General features: G+C 74.2%; 27 protein-coding genes and 3 pseudogenes. 22 read left to right on the top strand and 8 right to left on the bottom strand.

The window, feature by feature from the left end; genetic code table 11:
• Positions 1 to 2,423: pseudogene (locus tag KPL57_RS18255) on the top strand (pyruvate carboxylase); the annotation flags it as partial.
• 21 nt (positions 2,424 to 2,444) lie between these two features.
• Positions 2,445 to 2,999: a 16S rRNA (guanine(966)-N(2))-methyltransferase RsmD gene (rsmD, locus tag KPL57_RS18250; protein ID WP_226352517.1), complete on the top strand. Its 555-nt coding sequence runs from the start codon at positions 2,445 to 2,447 to the stop codon at positions 2,997 to 2,999.
• A gap of 7 nt (positions 3,000 to 3,006) precedes the next feature.
• Here rsmD and KPL57_RS18245 read toward each other — a convergent pair whose 3' ends face one another.
• Genes KPL57_RS18245 through KPL57_RS18235 form a run of 3 tightly spaced genes read right to left on the bottom strand, consistent with a single transcriptional unit; the run spans position 3,007 to position 4,363 of the window.
• Complete coding sequence (locus tag KPL57_RS18245) at positions 3,007 to 3,690, bottom strand: HAD family phosphatase (protein WP_226352516.1); 684 nt, start codon at positions 3,688 to 3,690, stop codon at positions 3,007 to 3,009.
• Positions 3,687 to 4,127, bottom strand: a complete 441-nt coding sequence (locus KPL57_RS18240) for a PTS glucose transporter subunit IIA (RefSeq protein ID WP_226352515.1) — start codon at positions 4,125 to 4,127, stop codon at positions 3,687 to 3,689. Before KPL57_RS18240 ends, KPL57_RS18245 begins: the two co-directional genes overlap by 4 nt.
• 5 nt (positions 4,128 to 4,132) lie before the next feature.
• Positions 4,133 to 4,363 carry a glucose PTS transporter subunit EIIB gene (locus KPL57_RS18235; RefSeq protein ID WP_020626212.1) on the bottom strand — a complete coding sequence of 77 codons (231 nt, stop codon included), beginning with the start codon at positions 4,361 to 4,363 and terminating at the stop codon, positions 4,133 to 4,135.
• 169 nt (positions 4,364 to 4,532) lie between these two features.
• Between KPL57_RS18235 and KPL57_RS18230 the strand changes: the two genes are divergently transcribed.
• From KPL57_RS18230 to KPL57_RS18200, 7 genes are all read left to right on the top strand, one after another.
• Positions 4,533 to 5,837 carry a PTS transporter subunit EIIC gene (locus KPL57_RS18230; protein ID WP_226352514.1) on the top strand — a complete coding sequence of 435 codons (1,305 nt, stop codon included), beginning with the start codon at positions 4,533 to 4,535 and terminating at the stop codon, positions 5,835 to 5,837.
• A 26-nt stretch (positions 5,838 to 5,863) separates the two neighbouring features.
• Positions 5,864 to 6,130 carry an HPr family phosphocarrier protein gene (locus tag KPL57_RS18225; RefSeq protein WP_374203747.1) on the top strand — a complete coding sequence of 89 codons (267 nt, stop codon included), beginning with the start codon at positions 5,864 to 5,866 and terminating at the stop codon, positions 6,128 to 6,130.
• On the top strand, positions 6,127 to 7,290 hold the full coding sequence (locus KPL57_RS18220) for an N-acetylglucosamine-6-phosphate deacetylase (RefSeq protein WP_226352512.1): 1,164 nt from the start codon (positions 6,127 to 6,129) through the stop codon (positions 7,288 to 7,290). The genes KPL57_RS18225 and KPL57_RS18220 overlap by 4 nt, the downstream gene beginning before the upstream one ends.
• A complete protein-coding gene (locus tag KPL57_RS18215; protein WP_226352511.1) occupies positions 7,290 to 8,069 on the top strand; it encodes a glucosamine-6-phosphate deaminase in 780 nt (259 codons plus the stop codon). Before KPL57_RS18220 ends, KPL57_RS18215 begins: the two co-directional genes overlap by 1 nt.
• Positions 8,070 to 8,077: 8 nt before the next feature.
• The gene (locus tag KPL57_RS18210) at positions 8,078 to 8,824 is read left to right on the top strand and encodes a GntR family transcriptional regulator (RefSeq protein WP_020626217.1); all 747 of its coding nucleotides are present in this window, start codon (positions 8,078 to 8,080) and stop codon (positions 8,822 to 8,824) included.
• Positions 8,825 to 8,855: 31 nt separating this feature from the next.
• On the top strand, positions 8,856 to 9,341 hold the full coding sequence (coaD, locus tag KPL57_RS18205) for a pantetheine-phosphate adenylyltransferase (protein WP_226352510.1): 486 nt from the start codon (positions 8,856 to 8,858) through the stop codon (positions 9,339 to 9,341).
• Positions 9,342 to 9,438: 97 nt separating this feature from the next.
• On the top strand, positions 9,439 to 10,191 hold the full coding sequence (locus tag KPL57_RS18200) for a DivIVA domain-containing protein (protein ID WP_226352509.1): 753 nt from the start codon (positions 9,439 to 9,441) through the stop codon (positions 10,189 to 10,191).
• A 22-nt stretch (positions 10,192 to 10,213) separates the two neighbouring features.
• On the opposite strand, the gene KPL57_RS18195 is transcribed toward KPL57_RS18200, so the two are convergent.
• Entirely contained in the window at positions 10,214 to 11,506 is a 1,293-nt protein-coding gene (locus KPL57_RS18195) for a DUF222 domain-containing protein (RefSeq protein WP_226352508.1), read from the bottom strand.
• A 226-nt stretch (positions 11,507 to 11,732) separates the two neighbouring features.
• Positions 11,733 to 12,230, bottom strand: coding sequence for a glyoxalase/bleomycin resistance/extradiol dioxygenase family protein (locus KPL57_RS18190; RefSeq protein ID WP_020626221.1), 498 nt, complete (start codon positions 12,228 to 12,230; stop codon positions 11,733 to 11,735).
• Between the two features lie 60 nt (positions 12,231 to 12,290).
• On the opposite strand from KPL57_RS18190, the gene KPL57_RS18185 reads away from it, so the two are divergent.
• The 7 genes from KPL57_RS18185 (at position 12,291) to mutM (ending at position 16,739) form a co-directional block, all read left to right on the top strand.
• Complete coding sequence (locus KPL57_RS18185) at positions 12,291 to 13,058, top strand: helix-turn-helix domain-containing protein (RefSeq protein ID WP_226352507.1); 768 nt, start codon at positions 12,291 to 12,293, stop codon at positions 13,056 to 13,058.
• Positions 13,059 to 13,234: 176 nt separating this feature from the next.
• Entirely contained in the window at positions 13,235 to 13,750 is a 516-nt protein-coding gene (locus KPL57_RS69870) for a P-loop NTPase (protein WP_226352506.1), read from the top strand.
• A 135-nt stretch (positions 13,751 to 13,885) separates the two neighbouring features.
• Complete coding sequence (locus KPL57_RS18175; protein WP_226352505.1) at positions 13,886 to 14,242, top strand: hypothetical protein; 357 nt, start codon at positions 13,886 to 13,888, stop codon at positions 14,240 to 14,242.
• Positions 14,243 to 14,268: 26 nt separating this feature from the next.
• Positions 14,269 to 14,844, top strand: coding sequence for a DUF177 domain-containing protein (locus KPL57_RS18170; protein WP_020626224.1), 576 nt, complete (start codon positions 14,269 to 14,271; stop codon positions 14,842 to 14,844).
• 70 nt (positions 14,845 to 14,914) lie between these two features.
• A complete protein-coding gene (gene rpmF / locus KPL57_RS18165; protein ID WP_020626225.1) occupies positions 14,915 to 15,097 on the top strand; it encodes a 50S ribosomal protein L32 in 183 nt (60 codons plus the stop codon).
• 8 nt (positions 15,098 to 15,105) lie between these two features.
• The gene (gene rnc, locus KPL57_RS18160) at positions 15,106 to 15,855 is read left to right on the top strand and encodes a ribonuclease III (protein WP_020626226.1); all 750 of its coding nucleotides are present in this window, start codon (positions 15,106 to 15,108) and stop codon (positions 15,853 to 15,855) included.
• 5 nt (positions 15,856 to 15,860) lie between these two features.
• A complete protein-coding gene (gene mutM, locus KPL57_RS18155; RefSeq protein WP_075333115.1) occupies positions 15,861 to 16,739 on the top strand; it encodes a bifunctional DNA-formamidopyrimidine glycosylase/DNA-(apurinic or apyrimidinic site) lyase in 879 nt (292 codons plus the stop codon).
• Between the two features lie 34 nt (positions 16,740 to 16,773).
• Here the strand turns inward: mutM and lysA are convergent, their stop codons facing one another.
• Positions 16,774 to 18,108, bottom strand: a complete 1,335-nt coding sequence (gene lysA / locus KPL57_RS18150; RefSeq protein WP_226352504.1) for a diaminopimelate decarboxylase — start codon at positions 18,106 to 18,108, stop codon at positions 16,774 to 16,776.
• Positions 18,109 to 18,336: 228 nt separating this feature from the next.
• Between lysA and KPL57_RS18145 the strand changes: the two genes are divergently transcribed.
• Entirely contained in the window at positions 18,337 to 18,654 is a 318-nt protein-coding gene (locus KPL57_RS18145) for a PadR family transcriptional regulator (RefSeq protein WP_020624001.1), read from the top strand.
• On the top strand, positions 18,651 to 19,880 hold the full coding sequence (locus KPL57_RS18140) for a DUF1700 domain-containing protein (protein WP_226352503.1): 1,230 nt from the start codon (positions 18,651 to 18,653) through the stop codon (positions 19,878 to 19,880). The genes KPL57_RS18145 and KPL57_RS18140 overlap by 4 nt, the downstream gene beginning before the upstream one ends.
• A gap of 40 nt (positions 19,881 to 19,920) precedes the next feature.
• Here KPL57_RS18140 and KPL57_RS18135 read toward each other — a convergent pair whose 3' ends face one another.
• Positions 19,921 to 20,967 (bottom strand): magnesium and cobalt transport protein CorA, encoded by a 1,047-nt coding sequence (locus KPL57_RS18135; protein WP_226352502.1) that lies wholly within the window; start codon positions 20,965 to 20,967, stop codon positions 19,921 to 19,923.
• A gap of 42 nt (positions 20,968 to 21,009) precedes the next feature.
• Positions 21,010 to 21,447, bottom strand: coding sequence for a hypothetical protein (locus KPL57_RS18130; protein WP_226352501.1), 438 nt, complete (start codon positions 21,445 to 21,447; stop codon positions 21,010 to 21,012).
• 349 nt (positions 21,448 to 21,796) lie between these two features.
• Here KPL57_RS18130 and kdpF point away from each other — a divergent pair, with 349 nt between their 5' ends.
• The 4 genes and pseudogenes from kdpF to KPL57_RS18110 all read left to right on the top strand — a co-directional run bounded on the left by kdpF (position 21,797) and on the right by KPL57_RS18110 (position 26,311).
• A complete protein-coding gene (gene kdpF / locus KPL57_RS18125; RefSeq protein WP_020624320.1) occupies positions 21,797 to 21,895 on the top strand; it encodes a K(+)-transporting ATPase subunit F in 99 nt (32 codons plus the stop codon).
• Positions 21,895 to 23,576: pseudogene (kdpA, locus tag KPL57_RS18120) on the top strand (potassium-transporting ATPase subunit KdpA). The gene kdpF and the pseudogene kdpA overlap by 1 nt, the downstream one beginning before the upstream one ends.
• Before the next feature lie 39 nt (positions 23,577 to 23,615).
• Positions 23,616 to 25,703, top strand: a pseudogene (kdpB, locus tag KPL57_RS18115) (potassium-transporting ATPase subunit KdpB).
• On the top strand, positions 25,703 to 26,311 hold the full coding sequence (locus KPL57_RS18110; protein WP_226352500.1) for a potassium-transporting ATPase subunit C: 609 nt from the start codon (positions 25,703 to 25,705) through the stop codon (positions 26,309 to 26,311). Before kdpB ends, KPL57_RS18110 begins: the two are co-directional and overlap by 1 nt.
• Positions 26,312 to 26,316: the final 5 nt, after the last annotated feature.

Genomic DNA, 26,316 nt, shown 5'->3' with positions numbered 1-26,316 from the left:
ACGCTGCCGGAGCTGCGGCTGACCCAGGACGACATCACCCTCACCGGTGCGGCGATGCAGACCCGCATCACCACCGAGGACCCGGCCAACGAGTTCCGCCCCGACGTCGGCACGCTGTCGGTCTACCGCTCCCCGGGCGGCCCGGGCGTGCGCCTGGACGGCGGCACCGTGCACGTCGGCGCCGAGGTCTCGGCGCACTTCGACTCGATGCTGGTAAGCTGACCTGCCACGGCCACGACTTCGCCAACGCCGCCCGGCGCGCCCGGCGCGCGCTGGCCGAGTTCCGGATCCGCGGTGTGGCGACGAACCTGCCGTTCCTGGCCGCCGTGCTGGAGGACGAGGACTTCAAGCAGGGCCGGGTGACCACCAGCTTCATCGAGGAGCGCCCGCACCTGCTCAAGGCCCGCCCGTCGGCCGACCGCGGCTCGCGGATCCTGCAGTACCTGGGCGAGGTCACGGTCAACAAGCCCAATGGTGACCGGCCGCTGGTCGTGGAGCCGGTGGACAAGCTGCCCGCCGGTGTCGACCTGGAGACGCCGGCGCCGGACGGCTCCGCGCAGCTGCTGCGCGAGCTCGGTCCCGAGGGCTTCGCGCGCCGGGCTGCGTGAGCAGACCGCCGTCGCCGTCACCGACACGACGTTCCGCGACGCCCACCAGTCGCTGCTGGCGACCCGGATCCGGACCCGGGACCTGCTCGCGGTCGCGCCCTACGTGGCGCGCACCATGCCCGAGCTGCTGTCGCTGGAGTGCTGGGGCGGTGCGACCTACGACGTCGCCCTGCGCTTCCTCGCCGAGGACCCGTGGGACCGGCTCGCCGCGATCAAGGCGGCGGCGCCGAACATCTGCACCCAGATGCTGCTGCGCGGGCGCAACACCGTCGGCTACACGCCGTACCCGACGGAGGTGACCGACGCCTTCGTGCAGGAGGCGGCGGACACCGGCATGGACATCTTCCGGATCTTCGACGCCCTCAACGACGTGTCCCAGATGCGTCCGGCCATCGACGCCGTCCGCAGCACCGGCACGGCGCTGGCCGAGGTCGCGCTCTGCTACACCGCGGACCTGTCGGACCGGGGGAGAAGCTCTACACCCTCGACTACTACCTGCGCCTGGCCGAGGAGATCGTCGAGGCCGGTGCGCACGTGCTGGCGATCAAGGACATGGCCGGGCTGCTGCGCCCGCCGGCGGCGCGGACGCTGGTCACGGCGTTGCGGGAACGCTTCGACCTCCCGGTGCACCTGCACACCCACGACACCGCGGGCGGTCAGCTCGCGACGCTGGTCGCGGCGATCGACGCCGGGGTCGACGCCGTCGACGGCGCGGTCGCCTCGATGGCCGGCACCACGAGCCAGCCGTCGCTGTCGGCGCTGGTCGCGGCCACCGACCACACCGACCGTGCGACCGGGCTGAGCCTGGCCGCGGTCGGGGACATGGAGCCGTACTGGGAGGCGGTGCGCAAGGTCTACGCGCCGTTCGAGTCCGGGCTCGCGTCGCCGACCGGGCGGGTCTACCACCACGAGATCCCCGGCGGGCAGCTGTCGAACCTGCGCCAGCAGGCGATCGCGCTCGGGCTGGGCGACCGGTTCGAGCTGATCGAGGACTGCTACGCCGCCGCGGACCGGATGCTGGGCAGGCTGGTGAAGGTGACGCCGTCGTCGAAGGTTGTCGGTGATCTGGCCCTGCACCTGGTCGGGGCCGGGGTGGAGCCCGCGGACTTCGAGAAGGACCCGGCGAGCTTCGACATCCCGGACTCGGTGATCGGGTTCCTGCGCGGTGAGCTGGGTTCGCCGCCCGCGGGCTGGCCGGAGCCGTTCCGGACCCGCGCGCTGGAGGGCCGCAGCCCCGAGGCGGAGAAGGCGGAACTGTCCGGCGACGACCGCGAGGGTCTCGCCCACGACCGGCGCCGCACGCTGAACCGGCTGCTGTTCCCCGGCCCGACCAAGGACTTCGACACCCACCGCGAGCAGTACGGCAACACCGCGGTGCTGTCGTCGAAGGACTTCTTCTACGGCCTGGAGGAGGACCTCGAGCACACCGTCGACCTCGAGCCCGGCGTCACGCTGATCATCGAGCTGGAGGCCGTCTCCGAGCCCGACGAGCGCGGCTACCGCACCCTGCTGACCACCCTGAACGGCCAGCTGCGCCCGGTGTCGGTGCGCGACGAGTCGGTTGCCACCGAGGTGAAGGCCGCGGAGAAGGCGGAGAAGGGCAACGACGCGCACGTCGCCGCCCCGTTCGCCGGTGTCGTGACGCTGCAGGTCGAGGAGGGCGACACCGTCGACGACGGCCAGACCGTCGCCACCATCGAGGCCATGAAGATGGAGGCGTCGATCACCGCGCACCGGGCCGGCACCGTCACGCGGCTCGCGATCGGGAAGGTCACCCAGGTCGAGGGCGGGGACCTGCTGGTCGAGCTGGACTGAGCCGCACGGCACGATGGAGCGATGACCAGGCTGATCGCGGGCACGGCGGGCGGACGACGGCTCGCCGTGCCGCCGTCGGGGACCCGGCCGACGTCGGACCGGGTCCGGGAGGCGCTGTTCTCCGCGCTCGACCACGACCCGGGCCTGCACGGCGCCGCCGTGCTGGACGTGTGCGCGGGCTCCGGCGCGCTGGGGCTGGAGGCACTGTCCCGGGGCGCCGCCGAGGCGCTGTTCGTCGAGTCGGACAAGCGGGCCGCCGGGGTGCTGCGGCGCAACCTGGCCGCGGTCGGGCTCGGCGGGACGGTCGTCGCGGGGCGGGCCGGGACCGTGCTGGCCGGGCCCGCGCCGCGGGCGTTCGACGTCGTGCTGGTCGACCCGCCCTACGCGGTGCCCGACGACGAGGTCGCGGGCTGGCTGAGCGCCGCCGCCGTCCACGGCTGGCTCGCACCCGGGGCGGCCGTCGTCGTCGAGCGGGCGAAGGCGTCGGGCGAGTTCGCCTGGCCGGAGGGGTTCACCGCGGGCCGGTCACGCCGCTACGGCGACACCGTCCTGCACCACGGCTCGCTCGTGGGCTGAGCCCGGATCAGGCCGCCGGGCCCAGCAGCCGGTCGGGCGTCAGGTCGGGCACCGTGCGGTGCGCCCCGGCTGCGGTCAGCTCCGCGTCCCCGGCCGTCGTCCGTACCCCGACGATGGTGCCCATCCCGGCCGCGACCAGCGAGGACACCCCGGCGACGGAGTCCTCGAACGCGACGCAGCCGCCCGGGTCGGCGGCGAGACGGCGGCATGCGGCGAGGTAGCCCTCCGGGTCCGGCTTGCCGCGCACCACGTCCTCGGCGGTGACGACCAGCTCGACCAGCGGGGCCGCGCCGAGCACGTCGCCCAGCACCCGGTCCGCCCAGCCGCGGCGGGCGCTCGTCACCACCGCGAGCCGGTGCCCGCGCTCGGCCAGCGAGCGGAGCAGTGCGGGTGCGCCGGGGACGACGTCGACGTCCTCGGCGAGGGCGGAGCCGTGCCCGGCCAGCTGTGCGGCGAGCTCGTCGGGGTCCTCGCCGCGCCACGGCCCGTCGACCTCGCGCAGCACGTCGACCGCGCGGCGGCCCATGAACCGGTGCCGGTAGGTGTCGTCGTCGACCTCGGCGCCCCACTCGGCGAAGAACCGGGCCCAGATCCGACGGTGCACGTGCTCGCTGCGCACGAGGGTGCCGTCGAGGTCGAAGACGACCGGGGCCCCGTCGGGGACGGTGGCCACTGCGTCGGCGCCGCTCACAGGCGGAACAGCTCGTCGCCGGCGTGCACGGTGTGCCCGGTGGGGGCGCTGACCGACCCGGCGGGTGAGTCCAGCACGACGACCGGGCAGGTCGCGGCCAGTCCGGCCGCCCGCACGGCGGCGAGGTCGACGGTCAGCACCGGGGTGCCCGGCTCGACCGGGTCGCCCTTCGCGACGTGCACGGTGAACCCGGCCCCGCCGAGCGAGACCGTGTCGATCCCGACGTGCACCAGCACCCCGGGCCCGTCGGCGGGGGCGACGACGAAGGCGTGCGGGTGCAGCGCCGCGACCGTCCCGCCGACCGGGGCCAGCACGACCGCCTCGGTGGCGTCCGCGGACGGCTCGACGGCCGTCCCACCGCCGAGCAGCTCGTCACGGAACACCGGGTCCGGCACTCCCGCCGGCCCGACCACGGTCCCGTCGACGGGCGCGAGCACGGATCTCACAGGAGGTCCCGGACGTCGTCGCAGAGGTTCTCCGCCTCCGGCCCGATCACGACCTGCACGACGGTCCCGGACCGGACCACACCGTGCGCCCCGGCGGCCTTCAGCGCGGCGTCGTCGACCAGGCCGGGGTCGCCGACCTCGGTCCGCAGCCGGGTGATGCACGCCTCGATGTCGGTGATGTTCCCGGGCCCGCCCAGCCCCGCCACGATGTCGTCGGCCCTGCTCATGGGGTTCCTCCGCTCTCCGGTCACTACTGGTCATGACCAGTGTCTTGACAGTGCCGCGATCGCCCCGCACCCTCACTGGTTATAACCAGACCGTACCGGCTGACGCGGCGGCTCCACAACGCCCGCGCACCGGCCCCGGTCGCCGACACCTCACGAGGAGTGCGAGCCCATGAGCACCTCCACAGCGGAACCGGTACGACGACGGGCCGGGCTGGCCGGCCTGCAGCGTCTCGGCCGGAGCCTGATGCTCCCGATCGCCGTCCTGCCCGCGGCCGGTCTGCTGCTGCGTCTCGGGCAGGACGACCTGCTCGGCGGGGTCGAGGCGCTGAAGCAGCCCGCGGCGGTGCTCGCCGCGGCCGGCGGCGCGCTGTTCGACCACCTCCCGATGATCTTCGCGGTCGGCATCGCGATCGGCTGGGCGCGCCGCTCCGACGGCTCCACCGCGCTGGCGGCCCTCGTCGGCTACCTCGTCATGGACGGCGTGTTCACCGCGCTGTCCCCGGTGCTGCTGCCCGGGGTGCTCGACTCGAAGGGCGAGCAGGCCACGATCGACTGCGGGGTGCTGGGCGGCATCGTCGCGGGGCTCGTCGCGGCGCTGCTGTGGCAGCGCTTCCACCGCACGACGCTGCCGACCTTCCTCGGCTTCTTCAACGGCCGTCGGCTGGTCCCGATCCTCACCGCCGTCTCGATGATGGTGATCGCGTCGGTGATGAGCCTGGTCTACCCGGTCTTCAACGCCGGGCTGACCGGGCTGGGCACTGTGGTCGGGGAGAACGCGGTCGTCGGCGGCGGGATCTTCGGCCTGGTGAACCGGCTGCTGCTGCCGATCGGGCTGCACCACATCGTCAACAACGTCGTCTGGTTCCTCATCGGGGACTACCAGGGGGTGCACGGCGACCTGCAGCGGTTCTTCCAGGGTGACCCGACCGCGGGCACCTTCATGACCGGCTTCTTCCCGATCATGATGTTCGCGCTGCCCGCCGCGGCACTCGCGATCTGGCACGAGGCCCGCCCGGAGCGGCGCAAGCTGGTCGGCGGGATCATGGTGTCGGTCGCGCTGACCTCCTTCGTCACCGGCATCACCGAGCCGCTCGAGTACGCCTTCGTCTACGTCGCGTGGCCGCTGTACCTGATCCACGCGGTGCTCACCGGCACCTCGCTCGCGCTGGTCAACGCGCTCGACATCCACAGCGGGTTCGCCTTCTCCGCCGGCGCGATCGACTACGTCCTCAACTTCGGCCAGTCCACCCGTCCGCTGTGGCTGATCCCGATCGGGTTGGCCTACGCCGTCGTCTACTACGTGCTGTTCCGCTTCGTGATCCGCCGCTGGAACCTGCGCACCCCTGGCCGGGAGGACGACGAGACCACCGGCACCGAGACCACACCGGCCACCGTCACGGCCGCGACCACCGAGAGCGCCGGGACCACCGGGGCCACCGGGGACACCGACACCGCCGGACGGACCGACCGGTGACCACCCACGAGGAGCAGGAGAGCACCGTGCACACCCGCACCGCCATCGTCGCGTCCCGGGTGGGGCTGCACGCCCGCCCGGCCGCGCTGTTCGCCCGCGCGGCAGGCGCCACCGGACTGGACGTCACCGTCGCGACGCAGGGGAAGGACCCGGTCGACGCCCGCAGCGTCCTCGGGCTCATGACCCTCGGCGTCGTCTTCGGTGACGAGGTCGTGCTGCGGGCCGACGGCGACGACGCACCCGCCGCGCTGGACGGCCTCGTGGCGCTGCTCGAGACGGACCACGACGCGTGACGGCGGACCGCGTGCTGCGCGGCACCGTCGTCACCGACGGCCGGCTGCTCCCGGACTCGGTCGTCGCGGTCGCGGGGGACCGGATCGTCGCGGTCGTCCCGGCCGCGGCGTACGACGGTCCGCTCCCGCCCGCGTCGTCGTCGCTGTTGCTGCCCGGGCTGGTCGACGTGCACGACCACGGCGGTGCCGGACACGGCTTCCCGGACGCGACGGCGGCCGGGGCCGCGGCGGCCGTCGCCCACCACCGGGCGCACGGCACGACGACGACGGTTGCCTCGCTCGTCTCGGCCCCGCCGACCGTGCTGGCCGAACGGATCGCGACGCTGCGCCCGCTCGTCGTCGCCGGGGACCTCGCCGGGATCCACCTGGAAGGCCCGTTCCTGGCGACCGCGCGGTGCGGAGCGCACGACCCGCGCGCGATCCTCCCGGGCGACCCCGTGCTGCTCGACGAGCTGCTGACCAAGGCCGACGGCGCCGTGGCGTCGGTGACCTACGCACCGGAGACCGCGCACGCGGCGGACCTGCTCGCGGTGCTCGCCACGCACGGCGTGCTGCCGAGCATCGGCCACACCGACGCCGACGCCCGCACCACCGCGACCGGGATCGAACGGGCCGGCGGGGCACCGATGAGCGCCACCCACCTGTTCAACGCGATGCCCCCGATGCACCACCGGGCGCCCGGGCCGGCCGCGGCGTGCCTGGCGGCGGCTGCGCGGGGCGAGCTCGTCGTGGAGCTCGTCGCGGACGGGGTGCACCTGGCCGCCGAGACCGTCGCCGCGGTGTTCGACCTCGTCGGGCCGGACCGGGTCGCGCTGGTCACCGACGCGATGGCCGCGGCCGGGATGCCCGACGGCCAGTACCGCCTGGGCACGATGCAGGTCCGGGTCGAGGACGGCGTCGCCCGGATCCCGGACGGGCCCATCGCGGGCGGCACCGCGTGCCTGGTCGACGTCGTCCGGGCCACGGTGCGCGACGCGGGGGTCCGGCTGCCGGACGCGGTGCTCGCCGCGACCCGCACGCCGGCCCGGCTCCTCGGGCTCGACGGCGAGGTCGGGTCGCTGGTCCCGGGCCACCGCGCCGACGTGCTCGTCACCGACGCGGACCTGCGGCCGCGCCACGTGCTGCGTGCCGGGGAGCCCGTCATCGGTGGGGGTGCGTGATGGAGGTCGTGGTCCTCGACGACCCACGGGCCTGCGGGCGGGCGGTCGCCGACGCCGTCGCCGAGGTCCTGGCCCGTGACACCGGCCGGCCGGCGACCCTCGGGCTCGCCACCGGCAGCTCCCCGCTGCCCGCCTACGCCGAGCTGATCCGGCGGCACCGCGAGGAGGGGCTGTCCTTCGCCGGGGCGCGGGCGTTCCTGCTCGACGAGTACCTGGGCCTGCCCGCGGGGCATCCGCAGTCCTACCGCGAGGTCATCCGCCGGGAGCTGACCGACCACCTCGACATCGACCCGGCCGCGGTGCACGCTCCCGACGGCACCCGCGCCGACCCGGAGGCGGCCGCCGCCGATTACGAGCGGCTGCTCGCCGCGCACGGCCCGGTGGACCTGCAGATCCTGGGCATCGGCGGGAACGGCCACATCGGGTTCAACGAGCCCGGCTCGCCGTTCGACTCGCGCACCCGGGTCACGACGCTGACCGAGCGGACCCGCGCCGACAACGCACGCTTCTTCGACCGTCCGGCCGACGTGCCGCACCGGGTGCTCACCCAGGGGCTGGCCACCATCACCGGTGCGCGGCGGATCGTGCTCGTCGCGACCGGGGAGGGCAAGCGCGCAGCCGTGGCGGCGACCGTGTCCGGACCGGTCACGACCGACGTGCCCGCGACCGTGCTGCGCACCCACCCGCACTGCACGCTCGTGCTCGACCGGGCGGCCGCCGGGGAGCGGGCCGGGCCCGTCGCGGCCGGGCAGGTCGGCGCACCGGGACGGGGGCGGTAGTGGCTACGGTGGACGGCACCATGAACGGCGAGGTCCGGATCGGCGACGGGGTCGTGCCCAAGCACGAGCAGCTCCGCACCCTGCTCGCGGAGACGATCGCGCGGGACTTCTCACCGGGCGACCCCTTCCCCAGCGAGCGCAGGCTGTGTCTTGACCACGGCGTGAGCCGGGTGACGGTGCGGGCCGCCGTCGGCGAGCTGGAGCGCGACGGGCTGCTGACCCGGGTCCGCGGCAAGGGCACCTACGTCGCCGCCCGCACCGCGCGCTCCCGGCTGCACCTCGCGTCCTTCCACGACGACATGCGCCGGCTCGGACTCACCCCGACCACGGTCGTCCTCGAGGTCGCCTGCACCACCGGGCCGCCGGAGGCCGTCCGTGCGCTCGGCCAGGGTCCCGACGGCCGGTGCTGGCACCTGCGGAGGCTGCGCGTCGCCGACGGGGTGCCGATGTCGATCGACGACGCCTGGTACGACGCCGAGCGGGTCCCCGACCTCGACGCCCACGACCTCAGCGGCTCGGTCTACAAGATCCTGCAGGACCACTACCGGCTCCCCATCGACCGCGCCGAGCAGACCGTCGCCGCCCGGCAGGCCGACGAGGCCTCGGCGGTCCTGCTCGGGATCCCCGCCGGGCACCCGGTCCTGGTGTTCGACCGGACCGCCAGCTCCGGCGACCGGCCGGTCGAGTACACCGTGTCCCACTACCGCGGTGACCGCTACGAGCTGCACATGTCGCTCGACCGGAGCTGGGCCTGACCGGTGATCACCGGCTGATAGGTTCCGCCCCATGCCCGAGGTCCGCCGCGCCGTCTGCCCCGGTTCCTACGACCCGCCGACGGTGGGGCATCTCGACGTCATCGCCCGCACCGCGGGGCTGTTCGACGAGGTGTACGTCGCGATCCTCGTGAACCCCCGCAAGGAGGGGCTGTTCTCCGTCGACGAGCGTGTCGCGATGCTCACCGAGATCACCGCGGACCTGCCGGGCGTGCGGGTCGAGTCGTTCCAGGGCCTCGTCGTCGACTACTGCCGTGAGCGCGGCGCCCGGGCGATGGTCAAGGGCCTGCGCGGCGCGACGGACTACGACTACGAGCTCCCCATGGCGCACATGAACCGGCACCTGACCGGGATCGAGACGCTGTTCCTGCCCGGCGCGCCCGGTCAGGTCTACGTGTCGAGCTCGCTGGTCAAGGAGGTCGCCCGCGGCGGCGGCGACGTCACCGCGTTCCTCCCGCCGAGCGTGCACACCCGGCTGCTGGAGCGCCTGTCCGGCTGAGCCTGGACCCCTGCGAGGCTCACCCGGTCGGAACTTGACACGCGGGAGCGGCGCCGAATAACGGGTCCGCGCCCGCGACGGTGAGAGGATCGCTCGCGTGTACCGGGTCTTCGAGTCGCTGGACGCGCTGGTGACGATCGTCGAGGAGGCGCGCAGCGTCCCGATGACGTCGAACTGCGTGGTCCCGCGCGGCGACGTGCTGGAGCTGCTCGACGACGTCCGCGAGGCGATCCCGGGCGAGATGGACGACGCCCAGGACGTGCTCGACCGGCGCGACGACATCGTGTCCGAGGCCGAGCGCGAGGCGGAGGAGACTCGGACCGCGGCGAACTCCGAGGCCGAGGAGACGCTGCAGAACGCGCGCACCGAGGCCGAGCGGCTCGTCGCCGAGGCGCAGGAGGAAGCCGCGCGCACCCTGGCCGAGGCCCGCCACGAGGCGGAGCGCGCCGTCGCCGAGGGTCGCCGTCAGTACGCCGAGCTCACCGACCGGGCCCGTGACGAGGCCGAGCGGATGAGCCACGCCGGGCGGGCCGCGCACGACCGGCTCATCGCCGACGGGCAGAACGAGCAGACCCGGCTGGTGTCCCAGACCGAGGTCGTCCGCTCCGCGCACGCCGAGGCCGGCCGGATCGTCGACGGCGCGCACGCCGAGGCCGACCGGCTGCGCCGCGAGTGCGACGACTACGTCGACACCACCCTCGGCGAGCTGGAGACCACCCTGAACAACGCGCTGGGCGTCGTCGGGCGCGGGCGCAGCCAGATCTGGCGCGGTCAGTACGGCCCGAACTACGGCGGCGGGCTGCCCCCGGAGCAGGGGCGCACCGGCACCGGGATGGACCTGATCGACTGACGGCCGCCGGCACCGGGTCGGGTCAGTCCGGTCCGCGGTAGGTGTGTCCGGTGGGTGTGGTCGTGAGGACGGTCCCGTCGGGTGTTCGGGTGACGTGCCATCCGGGTTGTTCGCGGATGTGGTTGTGGAACTCGCACAGTCCGCGTCCGTTGTCGAGTTCGGTGTGTCCGCCGTCGGTGTGGCGGTGGATGTGGTCGATGTGGCGGAGGGGTGCGTCGCAGTAGGGCTCGGTGCACCGGTTGTTCGCTCGGGCTTTCACGAGGGTGGCGAGGAGTCCGGTGAAGGTGCGTTGGCGTGAGTCGCCGCCGATGACCAGGCCCTGGTCGGTGAGCAGTCGGCGCAGGGACGCGGTGCCCTCGCTGGTGGCGAGCAGCTCGACCGGGACGGGTCCGAGTCCGGGGATCTCCGCGGGCAGTGGGGAGGGGGTGGGGTCGAGCAGGGCCTGGACCGGGACGGTGACCTGGACTTCGAGGTTGACCGCGGTCGCGGTGGCCTGTCCGGTGACGCGTTCGACCAGGGTGTCGGCCATGATCTGCCCGCGGCTGCGGGTCAGGGGTGCCGGGTCGACCTGGACCTGCACGAAGGCTTTCTGCAGTGCGGCGAGGCAGGCCGCGCCCTGTGCGACGGGGATGTAGGCGGTGAGGTAGCTCATCGCGTCCGGTGCCGGGCGCAGGGTGACCCGACGTTCGGCCGCGGCGGCGTGGACGCGGGCTCGGAAGCGTTCGGGCGCGATTTCGGCGACCAGGCGGCGGGTCATGGCGCGGAGCCGGCCGATGCCGAGCCGGGTGAGGTCGTGTGCGGCGAGGCGGGTGTCGACCTGCCTGCGCTGGTGTGGGTCGAGGTCGCGGCATTCGACGGCGATGGCGGTGACCTTGGCGGCGCTGAGCTCACCGGCGGTGTGGAGGCCGCGGACGTGGTCGAGCCCGGAGTGCAGGTCGCGGGCGTTCGCCACGCGGGTGCGGGCCTCGGTGGTGGAGACCCGGCAGGCGAGCTGGATCTGGGCGACGACGCTGCGGTGGAGCCGCTCGGGGTCGGTCCGGGCGCGGTCGCTCCCGTCGGTCCCGTCATCGGTGAGCCGGTTCTGGATGTGCGTCTGGGCGAACGCCCGGATCCGACTCGCCTGCAGCGCGGCGAGGGAGGCCTGGACGGACTCGATCTGCTGGACCTGGTCGATCAGGTCGGCCTCGGAGAGCAGTGTGGTGTCGTCGCCGATGGCCTGGTCGATCAGGAGCTGGATGAGGGCGAGGTCACCGGAGCGGAACCGGCCGGAGCCCACGCCGGTGGCGTGGGCGGGTGGCTCCTGGGTCGCGGTCACATCGCCGATGCTATTCGAATGTGTGTTCGATCGCTAGTTCCCGTTCACCATTGCGAACTCGTGAGCTGCGAGAACGGTGAAGGTCCTGCGCCCAGGCATCAGCGGGAGCACGATGCGCCGGCACCCCGGGACCACGGCAGGGCCGAGGTCCCGGCCGGCCCTGCCGTGTGCCGTCGGCTGCGGCCGGGACGCCGGCGCGCCGATCGGGGCCCCGCTCGCCCCACCGTCAGCCCTGCTCCGCCGCCCACTCGGCGACCCGCCGCGCGCTCTCCTCCGGCGACAGGTCCTCCACCCGGGTCATCACCGCCCACCGCACTCCGTACGGGTCGACGACCGAGCCGAACCGGTCCCCGGACACGAACGTCGAGACCGGCTCTCGCACGGTCGATCCGGCCTCGGCCAGCGTGGCGACGGTCGCGTCGGTGTCGGGCACGTACACCGCGAGCGACAGCGACACCGGGTGGTCGCCCGCCGGGGCGGCGACGAGGCCGTAGTCGGGCATCGCGTCGGAGACGGTGAACCGGCCGGCCGCCAGCTCCAGCTCGGCGTGCCCGATCATGTCGCCCATCTCGGTGACCGAGAGCACCCGGGCCCCGAAGGCGGCACAGTAGAGTTCGATCGCCGCGCGGGCGGGTGAGGCCACCAGGTGCGGGGTGAGCGAGGTGACCCCGTGCGGGCGGCCGTCGGTGGTGTGGGTGCCGGTGACGCTGCTCGTGAGCTCCATGGGACGAGCGTGCCCGCCCCGCGACACAGGCGGATTGAACATTGCCGACAGGAGTGGCCGATGACCGTCGAGTCGCGCGGGCACCTGAACCCGGGCGCCCCGGAGGTCGCCCTCGACCGGGTTCGGATCGGGCTCGACGACCTCGTGCGCTGGGTGTGGACCGCCCGCTGGGACGTGCCGCCCGGGCGCACGGTGCGCCAGCGGGTGCTGCAGTACCCGGCGTTCAACCTCGTCACCGACCCGGTCACCGCGACGCTGCACGGGCCGCGCACCGGCGTCGACGTCCGGGAGCTGACCGGGCGGTCCTGGGTCGTCGGCGTGCTGCTCCGGCCCGGCGCGACCCCGCTGTTCACCGCCACCGCACCGGCCGCACTGCGTGGCGCCGACGAGGAGGTCCACGCCGCGCCGGTGGCGGAGCTGACCGCGGCCGTGGCGTGCGGCGACCCGGCCGCGACGGTGCGGGACTGGCTCGCCCCGCTGGCCGACCGGGTCACCGACGCCGGACGCCTGGTCAACCGGGCCTGCGCGCTGGCCGAGTCCCGCACCGACGTCGTACGCGCCGACCAGCTCGCCGAGCTCGTCGGCGTCGCGCCGCGGACACTGGAACGGCTGGTCCGCGGCCACATCGGGCTGACCCCGCTGTGGCTGATCGAGTGCCGTCGCCTGCAGCACGCCGCCGCGGTGCTCCGGACCGACCCGGACGCCGCGCTGGCCGGGCTGGCCGCCGAACTCGGCTACGCCGACCAGGCCCACTTCACCCGTCGCTACCGGGCCGTGCTCGGCGAGACCCCCGGCGCCACCCGGCAGGCGGCCCGCGCGGCCGGGTGATCGCGGCAACGGCTGCGGCGCAGGTGCTTCACCGCGGGCAAACACTGTGATCGGATACGCCGGAAGCAGGAATCCAGGTCACCCGCCGTACTACTCTCCCGCGCATGGCACGCCGGCCCGAACCCGACCCGACGACCTGGTGGGAACGCTATGGGCACCGGCTGGAAGGACCCCCCGTGACGAACCCGGCCCCGCCCCCCGAGGCCCCGCCCCCCGAGGCCCCGCGTCCCGAGCTGCCCCGCTCCGAGGCTCGGCGTGGGAACGCCGCGGCGGACCTGCGTGAGGACGCCATGCTGCGGCCCCGGCCCGACCGGCCGCGCACCGGTTGGCGTCGTGCCCTCTACGACATCACCGGTGGCCGGGTGAACCCCGGCCCCAGCGACGCCGAGGAGCTCCGCACCGGGATGCTGGCCCGGGTCCGCGCACCACTGGCCGGTGCGCACCGGGTGGCGGTCATGTCGGTGAAGGGCGGCGTCGGCAAGACCACGGTCGCGGCCTGCCTCGGGCAGGCGCTGGCCGAGCACCGAGGGGACCGGGCCGTCGTCCTCGACGCGAACCCCGACGCCGGCACGCTCGCCGACCGGCTGACCGGCGACTCCCGGATCACCGTCCGCGAGCTGCTGAACGACCTGGAGGGGGTCGGCACCTGGACCGACGTGTCCCGTTACACGAGCCTCGCCGGACGCCTGTAGGTCCTGGCCTCGGAGCAGGACCCCGCCTCCGGTGAGGCGTTCTCCCGCGACGAGTACGAGCGCGTCGTCGACCTGCTGGGCCGCTTCTTCGACATCATCATCACCGACTCGGGCACCGGGATGGTGCACTCCACGATGCAGGGCACCCTCGCTCGCGCCGACTCCGTGGTCGTCGTGGGAGCCCCCACCGTCGACGGGGCGGGTCGGGCCAGCAAGACGCTGGACTGGCTGGTCGCGCACGGCCACGGCGACCTCGTCCGCAACGCGGTGGTCGTGCTGTCCTGCGACCGGCGCAGCGCCGAGGTCGACGCCGCCCGGATCCGCGAGCACTTCGCCCAGCGGGTGCGCGGCGTCGTCGAGGTGCCGCACGACCCGCACCTGGCCACCGGCGGGCGGATCGACCCGGCCCGGCTCCGACCGGCCACCGCGGACGCGTTCCTGGAGCTGGGTGCCCTGGTCGCCGACGCGTTCGACGTGCGACGACGCGACTGACCGGGCCGCGTACGCTGGTCGGCGAGATGAACACCGCGCGCAGCCAGAACCGTCCCGACGACAACCCCTGGGTCCTCTCCACCCGCGAGCTGGCCCGCCGCCCCGGCAACCAGCGCACCGTGGCCCGCACGGTCCCCGCGCCGTCCGGCGACGCCGAGATCGGCCTGACCGGGGTGATCACCGTCCCCGGCGGGTCAGACGTCGAGCTCGACGTGTCCCTGGAGTCGGTGACCGAGGGCGTCTACGTCTCCGGCACCGCCGACGCCCGGCTGGCGGGGGAGTGCTCGCGCTGCCTGGAGCCGATCGGCGAGGACGTGCAGGTCCGGATCGGCGAGCTGTTCGCCTACCCGGACTCGGTCACCGAGGAGACCACCGACGCCGACGAGATCCCGCGCCTGGTCGACGAGCGCATCGACCTCACCCAGGCCGTGCGCGACGCGATCGTGACCGAGCTGCCGATGGCACCGCTGTGCCGCGAGGACTGCCCTGGTCTGTGCGTCGAGTGCGGGGAGAGGTGGGCCGATCTCCCATCGGATCACGGGCATGAGACACTGGATCCTCGTTGGGCGGCGCTCCGTGAGCGCCTGCCCTCCACCGACTGAGCGGCGGCTCCCCGTGAGCCCGCTCCCCGGTGGGCAGACCTGATCGTTCGAAGTACCGAGGAGTGTCATCATGGCCGTTCCCAAGCGCCGGATGTCGCGGTCGAACACGCGTGCGCGCCGGTCGCAGTGGAAGGCCACTGCGCCGACCCTGGTCGCCTGCTCGAACCGCGCCTGCCGTGAGCCGAAGCTGCAGCACATCGCCTGCCCGACCTGTGGGCAGTACGACGGTCGTCAGGTCACCAGCCCGGCCTGATCGCAGCAGTGGGCGACAAGAGTGTGACCGGTCCGGTGACGGACCGGTCACCTCTGCTGTCCGCACTCGGTGTGGACCTGGACGAGACGCTGCTCACGCTGGCGCTGACCCACCGGTCCTACGCCTACGAGCACGGTGGACTGCCGACCAACGAGCGCCTGGAGTTCCTGGGCGACTCGGTGCTGTCGATCGTGATCACCGAGCGGCTGTACCGGGACCACCCGGACCTCCCCGAGGGGCAGCTGGCGAAGCTGCGCGCGAGCGTGGTCAACATGCACGCGCTCGCCACCGTCGCCGTGGCGTTGCCCACACCGGACGGTGTGCCGCACGGCCTCGGCGCGTACCTCTACCTGGGGCGCGGTGAGGAGCTGACCGGCGGCCGGTCGAAGGCCAGCATCCTGGCCGACGCCACCGAGGCGCTGCTCGGCGCGGTGTACCTCGCGCACGGCCTCGAGCCGTCCCGTGAGCTGATCCACCGGCTGTTCGCGGACCTGCTGCACAGTGCCCCGTTGCTCGGCGCGGGCCTGGACTGGAAGACCAGCCTGCAGGAGCTCACCGCCGCCGGCGGGCACGGTGTGCCCGAGTACCGGATCGACGAGGAGGGCCCGGACCACCTGAAGGTGTTCACCGCGACGGCCGTCGTCGGGGGTCGTGACCTCGGCAGCGGCGCGGGACGCACCAAGAAGGAGGCCGAGCAGAAGGCGGCCGAGATCGCCTGGCACGCGCTGTCCGACGAGAGTGCCGGCTCCGGGCGGTAGCCGCGATGCCGGAACTGCCCGAGGTCGAGGTCGTCCGCCGCGGCCTCGCCGACCACGTGCTGGACCGGCGGATCGCGCGCGTCGAGGTCCTGCATCCGCGCGCGGTGCGCCGGCACCCCACCGGGGCGGACGACTTTACCGCCCGGCTGGCCGGGCGCACGCTGTCCGCGGCCGCCCGGCGCGGCAAGTACCTCTGGCTGGAGCTGGACACCGCCGGCCCCGGCGACGACGCGCTGCTCGCGCACCTGGGCATGTCCGGGCAGATGCTCGTCGAACCCCCGGACGCGCCCGACGAGAAGCACCTGCGGGTCCGCGTCCGGTTCGACGACGACGGCCCCGAGCTCCGCTTCGTCGACCAGCGCACCTTCGGCGGGCTGTCGGTGCACCCCCTCGCCGCGGCCGCGGGCGGCGGCCTGGTGCCCGAGCCGGTCGCCCACATCGCCCGCGACCCGATGGACCCGGCGTTCTCGGCCGACGACGCCGTCGCGGCGATGCGTCGCCGTCGCACCGAGGTCAAGCGGGCGCTGCTCGACCAGACCGTCGTCTCCGGGATCGGCAACATCTACGCCGACGAGGCGCTCTGGCGGGCCCGGCTGCACGGCACCCGGCCCACCGAGAAGCTGACCCGGGCCCAGGGCCACACCGTCCTCGACGCCGCGACGACCGTCATGCACGAGGCGCTCGCCCAGGGCGGCACCTCCTTCGACGCGCTGTACGTCAACGTCAACGGCGCCTCGGGCTACTTCGACCGCTCCCTGAACGTCTACGGCCAGGCGGACCGGGCGTGCCGTCGCTGCGGCACCCCGATCCGCCGGGACGCGTTCATGAACCGTTCGTCGTTCACCTGCCCGCGGTGCCAGCCGGCCCCACGGCCCCGCCGCTGACCGGCGCTGACCGGGCGCCGACCGGCGCGGGGCCTCAGGAGCAGTCGCGGCGCAGCAGGTCCTCCGGGGTGTCGCGGCGCAGCAGCGGCAGCGACGCCCCCGCGGCGACGGCGACCACCGGCGGGCGCGGGACCTGGTTGTACGTCGAGGCCATCGAGGCGTGGTACGCGCCGGACACCGGCACCGCCAGCAGGTCCCCGGGGGCGACGTCGGCGGGCAGCCGGACGCCGTCGGCGATCACGTCGGAGGACTCGCAGTGCCGCCCCGCCACGCGGACCGACTCCAGTGGTGCCCGGGTGGCGCGCCCGACGAGCCGGACCGGGTAGCGGGCGCCGTAGAGGGCGGGGCGGGGGTCGTCGCTCATGCCGCCGTCGACCAGCACGGTGGTGCGGCCGTCGCCGCAGCGCTGCACCGCGCCGACCCGGTAGAGCGTCACCCCGGCCCGGGCGACGATCGCGCGCCCCGGCTCGACGAGCAGCCGCGGCTCGTCGATGCCGTGCGCCGCGCAGGCCCGGGCCAGGGTGCCCCGCACGGCCCGGCCGAAGATCGCCGGGTCCAGGCAGGGCTCGCCCTCGGCGTAGCCGACCGCGTGCCCGCCGCCCAGGTCCAGCTCGGCGACGGTGACCCCGTACCGCGCACGCAGCGCCGCGATCACGCCCACCATGCGGACCGCGGCCCGCTCGTAGCGCGACACCGACGGCACCTGCGAGCCGAGATGGCAGTGCAGCCCGGCCAGCTCCAGCTCGGGGCGGGCCAGTACCCGTCCGGCGACCTCCAGCGCCTCGGCGGGCGGCATCCCGAACCACGACGACGCGGTGCCGGTGGTGAGCCCCGGGTGGGTGCCGGCGTCGACGTCCGGGCTGATCCGCAGCAGCACCTTCTGCCGGCGCGGCGCGAGCGCGGCGATCCGGTCGACCTCCGCCGCCGAGTCCAGCACGATCCGCCCGACGCCCGCGGCGAACGCCGCCTTCAGGTCCTCGTCGGTCTTGACGGTGCCGTGCAGCACGATGCGGTCACCGGGCAGCCCCGCGGCCGCGGCCACCGCGACCTCGCCGCCGGAGCACGCGTCGACCGAGCAGCCCTCGTCGGCGACCAGGCGGGCCATCCCGCGGCAGAGGAACGCCTTGCCGGCGTAGACGATCTCGGCGTCGGGCAGCGCGGCCCGGTAGGCACGGCAGCGGGCGCGGACGTCGGCGGTGTCGAGCACCTGCACCGGGGTGCCGAAGCGGGCGGCGAGCTCGGTGAGGTCGACCCCGCCGATCTGCAGGGCGCCGTCGGAGGTCGTGCGGGTCGTGACCGGCCACAGGCCCGGCTCGAGGCGGGCGGCGAGCGTCGGGCGGAGGGAGGGGAGCAGGTCGGCGAGGGTCACCGGAATGACTCCTTGGTCGCGGGCGCCCGGTGCGGGCGCCGTGCCCCTCCGTTGTCGCCCCGCGGGGCCGCGCGCGTCCGCCGTCGCTACGCCCCCCTGACGCCGTCCGGCGCAGGACTGGCGGCCCGTTGACACCCGGCTCCGACACCCGGCTCGACACGCGCCCGGTGCAGCGGTGCGCAGACTACTGCGCATCGCGTAGTAGTCTGCGATGCGTAAGGAGGTGCGATGGACACCAGCCAGCTGCTCAAGGGAGTGCTCGACCTCGCGGTGCTCGCGGTCCTGGACCGCGCGGACGGATACGGCTACGAGGTCGTCCGGGCCCTGCGCGGCGCCGGCCTCGCCGAGGTGGGGGACGCCTCGGTCTACGGCACGCTGCGCCGGCTCTACGGCGCGGGCCTGCTGACCTCGTACGTGGTCCCCAGCGAGGAGGGGCCGCACCGCAAGTACTACGCGATCAACGAACCGGGCCGGGTCCGGCTGCGGGAGACGACCGACCGGTGGCGTGCGTTCGCCACCACGATGGAAGGCCTGGTGGGCACGTGAGCACCGAGAGCACCGGCGGCCCCGACGGCGCCGCCACGACCCGGATCGGTGACCCGGTCGGCATCGAGTACCTGCTCGGGCTGCGGGAGGCGCTGTCCGACCTGCCGCCGGCGGAGGTCGAGGAGATCGTCGAGGACGCGCGGGGCCACCTCGCCGACCTCTCCGACGAGCTGGGCCCCGCCTTCGACCGGGCCGCGGTCCGCGACCGTCTCGGCACGCCGGAGGCCTACGCGGCGGAGCTGCGCACCGCGGCGGGCTACCCGGCCCGGCAGGCACCCGCGCCACGCGGGCGGGCCGCCACGTCGTGGGTCGCCGTGGCCGCACTCGTCGTCGCCGCGTTCTTCATGCTCTGGGCCGGATCGGTGCTGTGGAAGCTCGGGGACCGGACGGCGCTGCTGGTGTTCGTCGCGGCGGTGACCGCCGGTGCGGGATTCGTAACCGTCTGGTCCGAGGGACCCGCGCTGCCGCGCACCGCGGCGCTGCCGTCGGCGGTCGCGCTGCGGGAGCGGCTGGACCGGGCCCGTACCGACGGCGGCGCCACGGGGTTCCTCGTGTCGTTGCAACCCGGCTGGTGGGTGCTGCGCGCCCTGGTCGCGGCCGGGTTCATCGGGTGGGCGTTCGGCGGCGGCGGGTCCGCCGGGCTGGTGACGGCGCTGGTCCTCGCCGTGCCCTCGGTGCCGCTGTCGGTGCTGCTCGGCCGGCGCAGTGCGGCCGACCGGCGGCTGCTGTGGGCCGTCGTACCGCTCAACGCGTTCGCGGTGGGACTGCTGGTGGCCGCGGTGCTGACGCAGGGGCAGGACCGCACCGGGGACGCGGTGTCCTACTCGACCCCGCCGGGGCTGAGCCTCGACGGCACCACCGTGGCCGACGTGCGGCCCTTCGACGCGAAGGGGAGGCCGCTGAGCGATGTGTACCTGTTCGACGAGAACGGCCGCCCGCTCGCGGTCGACGACCACTCCTGCGTCGACGAGGGGGTCGACGAGCGGTATGCCACCACGTCCACCCCGCCGGCGCCCGGGCCGTACCCGCGGGGCGTCCGCACGACCGACCCGACGACCGGGCGCTGCGTGACCCGGCCGCCGCAGCCACTGGTCGTGACGATCCCGCAGACCACGGCGCCCCGTCCGACGAGCGCGCCGGCCGCCCCGTCGACCGCCCCGTCGACCGCCCCGTCGACCGCGCAGTCGACCGTGCCGGTGCCGGCCGCGCCGACCACGACGGGCTGACGCCGGGGCCGGGCGCCCACGGGGGGTGGGCGCCCGGCCCTCACAGCCAGTCGTTGTGCTTGAACGCCACGTACAGCACGAGGCCGAGCAGCAGCATCAGCCCGATGGCCATCGGGTAGCCCAGGGCCCAGTGCAGCTCCGGCATCTCGTCGAAGTTCATGCCGTAGATGCCGGCGATCAGGGTCGGCGCGAACAGGATCGCCGCCCACGACGACACCCGCTTCATCTGCTCGTTCTGCGCGTAGCCCGCCTCGGTGAGCCGGGTCATCTCCTCGTTCTGGCGCTGCGCGACGAGCGTCGAGTTGACGGTGAGGATGTTGCCGAGCAGGTCCCGGAAACCCTCGACGCGCTCCCGGACCCGGGTCGCGTGGTCGATCACGTCGCGCATCGCGCGGCGCAGCTCCAGGTCCGGGGCGTCGCCGGACTTGGCGAACCGGGCCCGCAGCTCGATGAAGATCTCCTGCAGCGGCTCGACGGCCCGCTGGAACGCGATGACCTGCCGGGTCAGCTGGTAGATGCGCCGCGACACGTTCGGGTCGCCGCGGAACACCTCCTCCTCGATCCCGTCGATGTCGTCCTGCAGGCCGTCGAGGACGGGGAAGTAGTCGTCGACGACCCGGTCGAGCACCGCGTAGAGCACCGCCATCGGGCCGTGCGCGAGCAGCTCGGGGTCGTTCTCCAGCCGGTCGCGGACCTCGCTGAGCTGCGGCTCGACGGCGTGCCGCACGGTGATCACGAAGTCGGGTCCGAGGAACAGGTGGACCTCGCCGATCTCCACGACCTCGTCGGCGTCGACGTAGCGGGCGGGGCGCAGCACCACGAACTCGGTGCGGCCGTAGCGCTCCAGCTTCGGGCGCTGGTGGGCGTTGACGGTGTCCTCGATCGCGAGCGAGTGGAGGTCGAACTCGTCCGCGACCTGGTGGAGCTCCTCGACGTCCGGGCGCAGCATCCCGATCCAGCAGAACGCCGTGGCCCCCTCGCCGTGGTCGGCGCGGCAGCCCTGCATCACCTCGACCGCGCTGTCGACGGACTCCGGCGCCGCGGCGCGCTTGCCGTCGACGTAGACCGCGTTGTCGATCACGGACATGCGTGGGCCTCCTCCGGTCCCGGCCGGGGAGCGCCCCGGCCGTCACCGGGAAGGGTATCCAGCGGTGCGGTCCGCAACCGTGCGACGACGAGCGGGCCGCCGACGCGCCACCGCCGACGGTGCGACCGTCGCGGCACGGGTGAGCAGCGCGGCCCCGAGCAGCACCGCCAGCAGCCACAGGTCCGGGCCCGCGAGGTGCAGCTCGGCCAGGTGGCGCAGGCCGAAGCCGTCGCTGAACCCCCAGCAGACCACGGCGACGGCGAGTGCGCCCACCGCCGTCGTCGCGGCGGCCAGGAGCACGGTTCCCACCCCGGCGACCACGACCGCGGCCGCGGCGGAGCCGCCAGGCCCCGCACCGGCGAGGGCCGCGACGCCGCCGGTCAGGCCCGCGGCGACACCGGCGGCGATCCCCGCGACGAAGCCGGCGCCCCCGGTCAGGGGCGGCGGCGGGACCGGACGGGCGGGGCGGCGCTGCAGCATGCGCGGGAGCGTGCGCCCCCGGTGGGCCGCCGGCCGGGCTCCTGACGCGGTGTTGGCGTCGTCACACGCGTGTGTTGACGGGTTCCTGAGACCGACCGCCCGTCCGGGGGACGTGATGGCCACCACCGGGCGTCAAGAACGCGTCAACGCGGGAGCCGGTGGGCGTCAATCCGCCGTCATCGACCGGTCCGGGGGGACCTCGTTCGGCGCACGATCCCCGGCGGCCCGCCGGAGATCCCCGGCGGGTGAGCACGACCGAGGAGAGTCCCGTGGCCGACCTGGCCTACATCGCGTTGCTGGTGGCGTCCTTCGCCGTCCTCGCGCTCACCCTGCGCGGGATGGAGAAGCTGTGATCGCGACCGTCGTCGAGAACGCGGCCGGGGGCCTGCTCGCCCTGGGCCTGCTGGTGTACCTGGTCATCGCGCTGCTCCGCCCGGAGCGGTTCTGATGGCCGGGCTCGCGCAGGCGGCGGCGCTGGTGGCGCTGCTCGCCGTGACCTGGAAGCCGCTGGGCGACTGGATGGCGCGGGTCTACACCGACACCCGGCACTGGCGGATCGAGCGGCTCGTCTACCGGATCTGCCGCATCGACGCCACGTCCACGCAGCGCTGGACGACCTACGCCGCGGGCGTGCTGGGCTTCTCGTTCGTCTCGATCGTGCTGCTGTACCTGATGCAGCGGCTGCAGGCCTTCCTCCCGCTCGGCTTCGGCCGCGGCACCGACGGCGCCGCCTCGGTGTCCCCGGCGATGGCGTTCAACACCGCGGTGTCGTTCGTGACCAACACGAACTGGCAGTCCTACGTGCCCGAGCAGGTGCTCGGCCACACCGTGCAGATGGCCGGGCTGACCGTGCAGAACGTCGTGTCCGCCGCCGTCGGCATGGCGGTCGCGATCGCGCTGGTCCGCGGTTTCGTGGCCCACGGCGCGACCGGCGACGACGAGGGGGGCCGGATCGGGAACTTCTGGGTCGACCTGACCCGCGGCGTCGTCCGGATCCTGCTGCCGCTCGCCGCCGTCGCCGCGGTCGTGCTCGTCGCCACCGGGGTGGTGCAGTCGCTGCGATCGGGCGTCGACGTGACGACGGTCGACGGCAGCACCCACACCCTGGCGCTCGCCCCGGCCGCCTCGCAGGAGGCGGTCAAGGAGCTCGGCACCAACGGCGGCGGCATCCTCAACGCCAACTCCGCGCACCCCTTCGAGAACCCGAGCCCGCTGTCGAACCTGCTCGAGATCTTCCTGATGCTCGTGATCCCGGTCGCGCTGACCCGCACGTTCGGCGTGCTGGTCGGACGGGTCCGCCAGGGCGTCGTGCTGCTGTCGGTCATGGGCGGGCTGTGGGCGCTGTTCCTCGCCGCGACTTGGCTGGCCGAGCTGCACCCCAACGGCCCGGCCGCGCTCGCCGCGGGCGGGGCGATGGAGGGCAAGGAGGTGCGGTTCGGCATCCCCGGCTCCGCACTGTTCGTCGTGTCCACCACGGGCACGTCCACCGGCGCGGTGAACTCCACCCACGACAGCCTCACCGGCGCGGGCGGTGGCGTCGCGCTGCTGAACATGCTGCTCGGCGAGGTCGCACCCGTCGGCGTCGGCTCCGGGCTCTACGGCCTGCTGGTCCTCGCGGTCATCGCGGTGTTCCTGGCCGGCTGATGGTCGGGCGCACCCCGGAGTACCTGGGCAAGAAGCTCGGCCGGCGCGAGATCACCTACGCCGCCGTGTCGATCCTGGTCATGCCGGCGTTCGTCCTCATCGGCGCGGGCCTGGCCATCGCGCTGCCGGGCACCGCCGCCGCGCTGGGCAACTCGGGGGCGCACGGCTTCTCCGAGGTCCTCTACGCCTGGGCCTCCGCGGCCAACAACAACGGCTCCGCATTCGGCGGGCTCACCGCGACCAGCGACTTCTTCCAGGCCGGTCTGGGGCTGGCCATGCTCTTCGGACGGTTCGTGCCGATGCTGGCGGTGCTGGCGCTCGCCGGCTCGCTGGCCCGCCAGCGCCGCGTCCCGGCCGGTGCCGGGACCCTCCCGACCGACGGGCCGCTGTTCGCCGGCCTGGTCGGCGGCACCGTGCTGCTGGTGTCGGCGCTGACCTTCTTCCCGGCGCTCGCGCTCGGCCCGATCGCCGAGGCCCTGTCGTGACCGCCCCACCACCACCACCGTGCCGAGTCGGAGGAATCCGTGTCCGTGACGACCGAGCCGCAGGCGGCGCCGCAGAGCGCGGCGCCTGTCGCCGCCGGGGCGTTCGCGCCGCGCCAGCTCCTGGCCGCCCTGCCCGAGGCACTGCGCAAGCTCGACCCGCGCGTGCAGGCCCGCAACCCGGTCATGTTCGTCGTCTGGGTCGGGTCCGTGCTGGTCACGGTGCTCGCCGTCGCCGACCCGAGCGTATTCGCGGTGCTCGTCGCGGTGTGGCTCTGGTTCACCGTGCTGTTCGCCAACCTCGCCGAGGCCGTCGCCGAGGGACGGGGCAAGGCCAGGCCGCGTCGCTGCGCGCCACCCAGCGCGACACCGTCGCCCGCCGCCTGCTGGGCACCGACCCGGCCGACCCGGCCGCGGCCGAGGAGCAGGTGCCCGGCGCCACGCTGACGCTCGGCGACCTGGTCGTCGTCGAGGCGGGGGAGACGATCCCCGGTGACGGCGACGTCGTCCACGGCATCGCCTCGGTCGACGAGTCCGCCATCACCGGCGAGTCCGCACCGGTCATCCGGAGGCGGGCGGCGACCGCTGCGCCGTCACCGGCGGCACCACCGTGCTGTCGGACCGGATCGTCGTGCGGATCACGACGAAGCCGGGGGAGTCCTTCGTCGACCGGATGATCGCCCTGGTCGAGGGCGCCGCCCGGCAGAAGACCCCCAACGAGATCGCGCTGACCATCCTGCTCTCGCGCTGACGATCATCTTCCTGCTCGCCGTCGTCGCGATCGCGCCGATGAGCGCCTACGCCGGCACCCAGGTGCCGCTGCTGGTGCTCACCGCGCTGCTGGTCTGCCTCATCCCGACCACCATCGGCGCGTTGCTGTCGGCGATCGGCATCGCCGGGATGGACCGGCTGGTGCAGCGCAACGTGCTCGCCACCTCCGGGCGCGCCGTCGAGGCCGCGGGCGACGTCGACACCCTGCTGCTCGACAAGACCGGCACCATCACCTTCGGCAACCGGCGCGCCACCGCGCTGCACCCGGTCGGCGGCACCGACCTCGACGAGCTGGCCCGCTCGGCGCGGCTGTCCAGCCTCGCCGACCAGACCCCCGAGGGACGCAGCATCGTCGAGCTCTGCGCCGCCGAGCACGGCCTGCCCCCCGAGGCCGACGCGACCGAGGCCGTCGCCGAGTTCGTGCCCTTCACCGCCCAGACCCGGATGTCGGGCATCGACCTGTCCGGCGGCGTTGTGCGCAAGGGCGCCGCGGCCGCGGTCCTCGACTGGGCCCACGCGGGCGACCGGGCCGAGGTGGACCGGCTGGTGGAGACCATCTCCGACGGCGGCGGCACCCCGCTGGTCGTCGCCAGGGCCTCCGGGCCGACCGGCACCGACGGGCGGGTGCTCGGCGTCATCGAGCTGTCCGACGTCGTGAAACCCGGCATGTCCGAACGGTTCGCCGAGCTGCGCGCGATGGGCATCCGCACCGTCATGGTCACCGGCGACAACCCGCGCACCGCGGCCGCGATCGCCGCGCAGGCCGGCGTCGACGACCACATCGCCGAGGCCACCCCGGAGGACAAGCTCGCCTACATCCGCCGCGAGCAGGAGGGGGGCCGGCTCGTCGCGATGACCGGTGACGGCACCAACGACGCGCCCGCGCTCGCCCAGGCCGACGTCGGCGTCGCCATGAACACCGGAACCTCCGCCGCCAAGGAGGCGGGGAACATGGTGGACCTGGACTCCGACCCGACCAAGCTCATCGAGATCGTCGAGATCGGCAAGCAGCTGCTGATCACCCGCGGCGCGCTGACGACGTTCTCCGTCGCCAACGACCTCGCGAAGTACTTCGCGATCCTGCCGGCGATGTTCGTCGCGCTGTACCCGTCGCTCGGACTGCTCAACGTGATGGGCCTGGCGACGCCGGAGTCCGCGATCCTGTCCGCGGTGATCTTCAACGCGCTCGTCATCGTCGCGCTGATCCCGCTGGCGCTGCGCGGGGTGCGGTACCGGCCGTCGTCGGCGGCGTCGCTGCTGCGGCGGAACCTGCTGATCTACGGCCTCGGCGGGGTCGTCACCCCGTTCGTCGGGATCTTCCTCATCGACCTGCTCGTCCGCTTCGTCCCGGGGATCTGATGCTCACCACCCTGCGCCGCCAGACCGCGACCGGTCTGCGCGTGCTCCTCGTCATGACCGTGCTGTGCGGCATCGTGTACCCGCTCGCGATCTGGGGGGTCGCCCGGATCCCCGGGCTGTCCACCGCCGCGGAGGGCTCGGTGCTGCCGGGCGGGACCGGCTCGTCGCTCATCGGGATCGACCCGGTCGCCGCCGACCCGGCCGCCGACCCGTACTTCCACACCCGGCCCTCGGCGACCGCGGAGGCCGACCTGGGTCTCGGCCCGGCCGACACCACGACCTCCGGGGCGTCCAACAAGGGCGGCTTCGACACCGGGCTGCTGGAGACGGTGCAGCAGCGCCGCGCGGTGATCGCCGCCCGGGAGGGTGTCGCGCCCGCCGCCGTCCCCACCGACGCGGTGACCGCGTCCGCCTCCGGGCTCGACCCCGACATCAGCCCGGCCTACGCCGCGCTCCAGGCACCGCGGGTCGCCCGGGTCACCGGGCTGTCGCTCGACCGGGTGGAACAGCTGGTCGCCGACGCGACCAGCGGCCGCACCCTCGGCTTCCTCGGCGAGCCCAGGGTGAACGTCACCGAACTCAACCTGTCCGTGCGGGACGCGCGGTAGTGGGG

The sequence above is a fragment of the Pseudonocardia sp. ICBG601 genome, assembly GCF_020496245.1.
This window is presented reverse-complemented; position numbering and strand designations above follow the sequence as displayed.